The organism is Pantoea sp. BL1 (assembly GCF_000963985.1).
Taxonomy (GTDB): Bacteria; Pseudomonadota; Gammaproteobacteria; order Enterobacterales; family Enterobacteriaceae; genus Pantoea; species Pantoea rwandensis_B.
This window is the reverse complement of record NZ_JZRH01000087.1, coordinates 1-907: the sequence shown is the minus strand read 5'-3', so window position 1 is coordinate 907 and position 907 is coordinate 1. Positions and strand designations below refer to the sequence as shown.

Annotated in this window: 2 pseudogenes; both read right to left on the bottom strand. The window is 53.0% G+C overall.

Annotated features, from left to right (window positions below):
* Window positions 1-340 (bottom strand): annotated as a pseudogene (locus tag VH86_RS26250) (hypothetical protein); the annotation flags it as partial.
* Window positions 324-907, bottom strand: a pseudogene (locus tag VH86_RS24380) (lipase family protein); the annotation flags it as partial. The pseudogenes VH86_RS26250 and VH86_RS24380, both read right to left, overlap by 17 nt.

Sequence of the window (907 nt, the reverse complement as noted above, 5' to 3'; positions counted from 1 at the left end):
TCAGCGAGTTCAGCTGCCACTGGCACGATCCACCACCATTTATGGCAACCCGCAGACGCCGGATATTAGCACCATCAGGCGCGTCAAATGGCCTCTCAATATCGTTATAACCCGGAATTTCATGCGGTTCATTGCTTGAGTTGTAGCGCACAGCTTTGCACTGCGCCGAACGGTACAACAGTTCGGCAGGCTGCAGTACAATCCCCTCAGGAACCCGGAAAGTGACGTCCACCCAATTTGCATCGGTCGGGGGCGAAAGTGTTTTATCCGGACGGTTATCACAGCCTAAAAGCAGCGTCATCGCTGACATGACTGCGGCAGTTCTACTGAGAAAATTCAACTTCTTCCTCCGTTACTGCTGCAAAACGTAGCAGGGCATTTCTTCCGGTTTCTTCTGCCTGTATTCGCCTCAGCGCCATCGGCAGCATATCCTGAAGCGCCAGAAACTCGCGGTTACGTTCAACCTCATCCGGGCTGCTGTAAGCTGCGCTCTCCTCAATCTCTTTTCTGAATTTAACCCGTATATCTTTCCGGTGCATGTCCAGTGACGGAGCGGCCAGTTCCAGCACCTGATTATGAATATAGGGCAGGTAGCGGTGTGCCATCGAGTGGCTACGTGGATCGGTTCCGATGCCATTCAGTGCCGGATTGGTGTTCTGCGGAAAGGTCTTTGCCAGGCTGGCCGGATTCATACACTGGATAAACGCAGCCTGATGCTCGCCGGTGGACTTCAGGCATTCTTCATTCAGGGATGGCACCAGAAACAGCTTTACGGCCACAAAATGCTTCGTGTATGCCTGCCCGTCAATCAGGCTTTTCTGGTACGGACTGGTCGCCCCCATTGAGCACTGCTGCGCCCGGAAAAATATTACCGTATTGCCGTGATGCCAGTATGGGTCTCTTTTCT